Raw genomic sequence first — 6625 nt, 5'->3', positions numbered from 1 at the left:
GCCCGCGGCTGCGCCGGGGTGCGGGGCTGGGTGCTGTGCGTTCACGGAGCGGGGCCTTCCGTCTTCCGTTCCGGTCCTCGCGGGTACCGGACGTGTCCCGCCCATGCTATGCCTTCGCCCCCGGCGCGGTCACCGCCCGCCGGCGGCGGCTCCCCGGGCGCCGGCGGCGCCCCCGCCGGCGTACGCACCAGTTACTGCGCGCCCGCGCCACCCGCCCGTACGAGACCCGTCTCGTAGGCGAGCACCACGGCCTGCACCCGGTCCCGCAGTTCGAGCTTGCCCAGGATGCGGCCCACATGGGTCTTCACGGTCGCCTCGGACAGCACCAGGTGGGCGGCGATCTCACCGTTCGACATGCCCTGCGCGACAAGCATCAGCACCTCCGTCTCCCGCTCGGTCAGCCGTTCCAGGCCACGGGTGAGGGGTTCCGGGGTGGTGGCGGGCAGCACGGTCGAGAACCGGTCGATCAGCCGCCGCGTGGTGCTCGGCGCGACCACGGCGTCGCCGCTGTGCACAGCACGGATCGCGGCGAGCAGATCGCCCGGCGGCACGTCCTTGAGCATGAAGCCGCTGGCGCCCGCCTTCAACGCGGAGAAGGCGTACTCGTCGAGGTCGAAGGTGGTCAGTATCAGCACCTTGGGAACACCGGCGCCCGCACCGACCGCTCCGCCGACGCCGCCCGCGCAGATGCGGCGGGTGGCCTCGACACCGTCGACGTTCGGCATCCGCACGTCCATCAGCACCACGTCCACCTCCGTCCCGCGCAGCCGCTCCAGTGCCTCCGCGCCGTCCCCCGCCTCGGCGACGACCTCCATGTCCTGCTGCGCGGCCAGCACCATGCGGAAGCCGGTGCGGAGCAGCACCTGATCGTCGACGAGCATCACGCGGATGGTCATGGGGCGTCCCTTCAGGGGTGTGGCGCGGGTGTCTTACGGTGCCGGTCCTACGGTGCCGGGTGCCAGTGCCGGGTGCCGTGGTGCCGCCGGTCAGTGCGCGCCCGCGAGCGGCAGCACGGCGCTGATACGGAAGCCGCCGCCGGGGCGCGGGCCGGTCTCCAGCCCGCCCCCCACCATGCCGACGCGTTCGCGCATCCCGATGAGGCCGTGGCCGAGCCCGTCGGCGCCCCCGTCCTCGTACAGGTCGCGCTGCGCGCCGCGCCCGTCGTCCTCGGCGAGCAGCGACAGTTCCCCGTCTCCGTAGCTGAGGCGGACGGTGGCGCCGACGTTCGGGCCGCCGTGCTTGCGCGTGTTCGTCAGCGCCTCCTGCACGACGCGGTACGCGGTCAGTTCGATGCTGCTGGGCAGCGGGCGGGGGGTGCCCTCGATGGTGAAGTTCACCGTGAGCCCCGCGCCGCGCACCTGCTCGATCAGCTCGGACAGCTGGTCGACGCCGGGCTGCGGACCGTACTCCCCCGGGCCCGGCCGTCCGGCGGCGGCGCTGCCCGCGGTGGCCTCGCCGGTACGCAGCACGCCCAGCAGGCGGCGCATCTCGGCGAGCGCCTGGCGGCCGGTGCCGGAGATCGTTTCCAGGGCCTGTCTGGTCTGTTCGGGAGCGGTGTCGAGCACGTACGCGGCGCCGTCGGCCTGCACCACCATCACCGAGACGTTGTGCGCGACGACGTCGTGCAGTTCGCGCGCTATGCGGGCCCGCTCGGCGGCGGCGGCGATCTTGGTCTGTGCCTCCCGCTCCTTCTCCAGCCTGGTGGCGCGCTCCTCGAGCTGGGCGTAGTAGGCGCGGCGGGTGCGCAGCGAGTCGCCCAGCACCCAGGCGAGCACGAAGGTGACCGTCATGAACAGATCGCCGAGCACGGCGGCGATGAAGCTCTGGTCCGGGTTCGGCCAGCGCAGCGTGGCGATGGTGGGGGCGACGATGGCGCCGCCGAGGGCGAACCGGGAGGCCCAGCGGATGTTGCGGGAGGCCACCGTGAAGATGATCACGAGGAAGGCGAAGTTGCTGGGCACGACGTCGACGTCCGTGATCACCTGGGCGATGCCGGTTCCGGTGGCGAGTACCAGCATCTTCTCCGGGGCCCGGCGGCGCAGGGCCACGACGAGGCACAGGGAGAGGGCGATGGGGATCGCGGCGATCTGCTCCTGCGGGCCTTGCGGCAGGCCATGGGCATCCGAGTGCATGCTGGAGACGAGCCAGCCCGCGGACATCATCAGCAGCAGGACAGCCCAGGCGCTGTCCACCCAGGTGGGGTGCCGGCGGATGAAGTCGTAGATGCGGTTCACATCACCCAGCGTATGGAGCCCGGGTACGTGCCGGGGTCAACCGGACGGCCGATCCGTGGGGCGCCCGCCTACTCCCCAAGGTGGAGGAGAACGCTCCGCACCGCTGTCGCTAACGTGACCGTGTGAACGATTTCGCTGCCCCGGACGCCGCCTTCACGACCTGGCGGACCGCGGCCGAGCACGCGCTGTACGGCGGCGCGGACGACGGTGAAGGCCCCGGATTCTTCGTGCGGGAGGCGCCCGGCGCCCACTTCCGTACCTCCGTGCACGCCTCGCCACTCTTCGCGGGCGCGGTGGCCCGCCTGCTGGGGCGGGTCGACGACGCGCTGGGCCGCCCCGCCGAGCTGGCCTTCGTGGACGTGGGCGCGGGGCGCGGCGAACTCCTCACCGGGGTGCTCGCCGCGCTGCCCGGCGAGGTGGACGCGCGGGTGCGGCCGTACGCGGTGGAGCGGGCCCCCCGCCCCGCCGGGCTGCCGGAGCGGATCACGTGGCTGACGGACCTGAGCGAGCTGACCGAGCTGACCGCTCCGGCCGAACCGGCCGCCGGCGCCGGGCCGGTGGGCCTGCTCTTCGCGAACGAGTGGCTGGACAACGTACCCGTCGACGTCGCCGAGGTCGGCCCCGACGGTGCGCCGCACACCGTGCTCGTACGGGCGGTGGACGGGGCGGAACGGCTCGGCGGCCCGCTGCCCGCCGGACCGGACGCCGACTGGCTGCGGCAATGGTGGCCGCTGGGCACCGAACCGGGACTCCGCGCCGAACTCGGACGCCCCCGTGACGAGGCGTGGGCCGCGGCCGTACGCACCCTCGCCCGCGGCCTCGCCGTCGCCGTCGACTACGGCCACACCCGCGAGCGCCGCCCGCCCTTCGGCACCCTCACCGGCTACCGCGACGGCCGCGCGGTGCACCCCGTTCCGGACGGCGGGAGCGACCTCACCGCCCATGTCGCGCTCGACGCCTGTGCGGAGGCGGGACGAACGGCGGCGGGAGCGACGGCGGGAGCGACGGCGGCCGGCGGAGCGGCCCCGTCGCTGCTCTCCCAGCGCACCGCCCTGCACGCGCTGGGCGTCGACGGCGCCCGCCCGCCACTGTCGCTGGCCACCGACGAACCGGCCGCGTACGTACGGCGGTTGAGCGCGGCCGGCGAGGCGGCGGAGCTGACCGACCCGGCCGGCCTGGGCGGCTTCGACTGGCTGGTCCAGCGGGTCGGCGCCATCCCGCCGGTCTCGCCCTTCGGCTGACCCCGCCCCAGGAGCACCGGCCGGTCGGCTACCCGGCCATCCAGCGTTCCGGACGCGCCTCCCGGCGCCCCGTACGGGAGCGCTCAGCCTGGGCGTGCACGAGCGCGTGCGCTTCCGCCGCGTCGCGCAGCCGGGCCGCGGTCCAGCCGTTCGCGCCGTTGTCCACCATGACGTTCGCCAGCCGCATCCGGCGCTCCCACGGGCCCTGGCCGAGCCGGACGCTCTGCACCTTGGCGTGCGGTACCAGCGTGGTGCGGCGGCGCAGCAGTCCGCTGCGGGTGACGAAGACGGCGCCGGTCACCCCGTGCCCGTACCCCCGCCACCGCAGCGGTGCGCACCAGCGGGCGCGGCGCGGTACGGGGGCGGCGGCGCCGACCGCGGCGGCCAGGTCGACGCCGGGCAGCACCCGGGCGAGTACGTCCGCCGCGGCGGCCCGGGTGGCGACCGGTATGAGCACGCCGCCCTTGTCCTTGCCCGCGCCCGCGATCTCCAGTTCGACCCGGACCCAGCCGCGCCGCCGCCACAGCAGCGGTTCGGTGATCCGTACGGACTGCACTCTCCCCGGCGGTACGGTCGCGTGCTCGCGGTCCAGCAGCCCGTGGTCGAGGCGCAGCCCGTCCGGCGACTCGGCCACCGTCCAGTCGTACTCCTTCAGCAACCGTCCGGCGGTGCTCGCCCACACCCCGCCCAGGAACGGGACGAAGGTGGCGAGGGCCGCCCAGATGCTGCCGCTGGTGAGGTAGATGACGCCGGGGACGGTGATCGTCGCGGCGAGGGCGCCCCAGCCCGTGCCGATGAGCAGCAGTCCGGTGACCAGCGTGCGGGTGTCCACCCGCAGCAGCTCGCGGGCCGGCGCCTCGCCCGCCTCGGGCGCCGCTTCGGGAGCGATGCCCGCCGCCCGGGCGAGGAGTTCGGCGCGCAGGGCGACGGCCTCCTTCTCACCGAGGAAGGCCAGCTCGTCCTTGGCCTCCGTGCCGACCACGTCCAGCTTGAGCTTGGCGACCCCGGCGACGCGGGCGAGCAGCGGCCTGCCGACGTCGACCGCCTGGATGCGGTCGAGCCGGATGTGGGCGGTGCGGCGGAAGAGCAGACCGGTACGGATGCGCAGTTCGGTGTCGGTGACGAGGTAGCTGGTGCACCACCAGGACAGGAACCCGTACACCGCCGCGACCGGCAGCAGCACCGCGAACGCGACCAGCAGCCAGCCCGGCGTCAGCGCGGTGAACCACTCCCTGGTGCGCTGGAAGTCCTGCATGGAGAAGGCGATGAGACCGGCGACCGGCGCCCATGCCCGGCGCCACGGCGTGATCGGGTGCAGCGGTGTGCCCTCGGGGCGGGTGGGCAGCAGGGAGCGCGAGGAGACGGGGGACGGTCCGGGCGCCCCCGGCCGCTCGCTCACAACCCCGCCGACCGGGCGCCGCCCAACTCCGTCAGCCGGTCGCGCAGCCGTTCCGCCTCCGCCGGGTCGAGCCCCGGGATGGCGGCGTCGGTGGTCGCGGCGGCGGTGTGCAGCTGCAGCCGGGCAAGTCCGTAGCGCCGCTCCAGCGGGCCCGAGGTGACCTCGACCAGCTGCATCCGCCCGTACGGCACGACGGTCAGCTCGCGCCACAGCACTCCACGGCTGATCAGCAGGTCGTCGTCACGCTCCGCGTACCGCCACGAGCGCCAGTTACGGGCCAGCGCGCCCCAGCCCCACCCGGCGCCGGCCGCGGGCAGCAGCGCGAAAGCGGCCCAGCCGGGACCCGCGGTCAGCCCGAGCAGCAGGATCAGTCCGGCCGTGAGCGGCAGCAGCCAGCACAGCAGAACCACCCGCCGCATCCGCAACAGCGCCCGCTCCACGCCGCGCCAGCCCTCGGGCCCGGACTCGAGCACCGGCTCGGACTCGGTCCCGCTTGTCCCCGTTGTCATGCGACCAGCCTAAGCGGCGCGGTGAAACGGGTGCCAGACTGTGGGCCATGAGCCAGCGGACGATGACGGGCAGCACTGCCGGAACGCCGGGTACGCAGACCACGGTCGGTGTCGGCGGTGCCGCCGAGAGCACCGACATGGTGCTCAACATCGGCCCCCAGCACCCCTCCACACACGGCGTCCTGCGGCTGCGACTCGTCCTCGACGGAGAGCTGATCAGCGCGGTCGAGCCGGTGGTGGGCTACATGCACCGGGGCGCGGAGAAACTCTTCGAGGCCCGCGACTACCGCCAGATCATCGTGCTGGCGAACCGTCATGACTGGCTTTCCGCCTTCTCCAACGAGCTGGGTGTGGTGCTCGCCGTCGAGCGGATGCTCGGCATGGAGGTGCCCGAGCGCGCGGTGTGGACGCGGACACTGCTGGCCGAACTGAACCGGGTGCTCAACCACTTGATGTTCCTCGGCTCCTACCCGCTGGAACTGGGCGGTATCACGCCCGTCTTCCACGCCTTCCGTGAGCGCGAGGAACTCCAGCATGTGATGGAGGAGCTCTCCGGCGGCCGGATGCACTACATGTTCAACCGGGTCGGCGGCCTGAAGGAGGACCTGCCGGCGGGCTGGCAGGGTCGGGCCCGGCACGCGGTGTCCGCCGTGCGGTCACGGATGGACACCTTCGAACGGCTGGTGACGGGGAACGAGATCTTCCGCGGCCGTACGCGCGGAGTCGGCGTGCTGGCCCCGGAGACGGTCCAGGCGTACGGAGTCAGCGGGCCCATCGCCCGGGCCTCCGGCGTCGACTTCGACCTGCGGCGCGACGAGCCGTATCTGGCGTACGGGGAGCTCCAGGACACCCTCGAGGTCGTCACCCGGAGCGAGGGCGACTGTCTCGCCCGTTTCGAGGTGCTGCTGGATCAGGCGTACAACGCGCTGGACCTGGCCGACGCCTGCCTCGACCGGCTCGGGCAGCTGCCGCCCGGGCCCATCAACCAGCGGCTGCCGAAGGTGCTCAAGGCTCCGGAGGGTGCGACCTACGCCTGGACCGAGAATCCGCTCGGACTCAACGGCTACTACCTCGTCTCCAAGGGAGAGAAGACGCCCTACCGGCTCAAGCTCCGCTCGGCCTCGTTCAACAACATCCAGGCGCTGACGGAGCTGCTGCCGGGGACGCTGGTCGCGGACATGGTGGCGATTCTGGGGTCGTTCTTCTTCGTGGTCGGCGACATCGACAAGTAGCCGGGTCGGG

6 protein-coding genes are annotated in these 6625 nt (G+C 73.4%); 2 read left to right on the top strand and 4 right to left on the bottom strand.

Going from position 1 to position 6625, the window contains the following annotated elements; translation table 11 throughout:
* Positions 1-191: 191 nt before the first annotated feature.
* Positions 192-896 (bottom strand): response regulator, encoded by a 705-nt coding sequence (locus tag ACRDP3_RS17390; protein ID WP_431517872.1) that lies wholly within the window; start codon positions 894-896, stop codon positions 192-194.
* Between the two features lie 90 nt (positions 897-986).
* Positions 987-2234: a sensor histidine kinase gene (locus ACRDP3_RS17385; RefSeq protein WP_431517871.1), complete on the bottom strand. Its 1248-nt coding sequence runs from the start codon at positions 2232-2234 to the stop codon at positions 987-989.
* Between the two features lie 122 nt (positions 2235-2356).
* On the opposite strand from ACRDP3_RS17385, the gene ACRDP3_RS17380 reads away from it, so the two are divergent.
* On the top strand, positions 2357-3475 hold the full coding sequence (locus tag ACRDP3_RS17380; protein WP_431517870.1) for an SAM-dependent methyltransferase: 1119 nt from the start codon (positions 2357-2359) through the stop codon (positions 3473-3475).
* Positions 3476-3503: 28 nt separating this feature from the next.
* Here ACRDP3_RS17380 and ACRDP3_RS17375 read toward each other — a convergent pair whose 3' ends face one another.
* Positions 3504-4874 carry a PH domain-containing protein gene (locus ACRDP3_RS17375; RefSeq protein ID WP_431517869.1) on the bottom strand — a complete coding sequence of 457 codons (1371 nt, stop codon included), beginning with the start codon at positions 4872-4874 and terminating at the stop codon, positions 3504-3506.
* Positions 4871-5383, bottom strand: a complete 513-nt coding sequence (locus ACRDP3_RS17370) for a PH domain-containing protein (protein WP_431517868.1) — start codon at positions 5381-5383, stop codon at positions 4871-4873. Before ACRDP3_RS17370 ends, ACRDP3_RS17375 begins: the two co-directional genes overlap by 4 nt.
* Before the next feature lie 47 nt (positions 5384-5430).
* Here ACRDP3_RS17370 and ACRDP3_RS17365 point away from each other — a divergent pair, with 47 nt between their 5' ends.
* Positions 5431-6615, top strand: coding sequence for an NADH-quinone oxidoreductase subunit D (locus ACRDP3_RS17365; RefSeq protein WP_431517867.1), 1185 nt, complete (start codon positions 5431-5433; stop codon positions 6613-6615).
* The last annotated feature ends 10 nt before the right edge of the window (positions 6616-6625 follow it).

Origin of the sequence: Streptomyces sp. (assembly GCF_050698815.1) — a bacterium.
In the GTDB taxonomy this organism is placed as follows: Bacteria; Actinomycetota; Actinomycetes; order Streptomycetales; family Streptomycetaceae; genus Streptomyces.
Note: the sequence above shows the minus strand (reverse complement) of the source record. Positions and strands in the feature narration are given on the sequence as shown.

Bases quoted from the DNA above. Each gene is read 5' to 3' on its own strand.
- ACRDP3_RS17390 (WP_431517872.1), bottom strand. From the start codon at position 896: ATGACCATCCGCGTGATGCTCGTCGACGATCAGGTGCTGCTCCGCACC.
- ACRDP3_RS17370 (WP_431517868.1), bottom strand. From the start codon at position 5,383: ATGACAACGGGGACAAGCGGGACCGAGTCCGAGCCGGTGCTCGAGTCC.
- ACRDP3_RS17365 (WP_431517867.1), top strand. From the start codon at position 5,431: ATGAGCCAGCGGACGATGACGGGCAGCACTGCCGGAACGCCGGGTACG.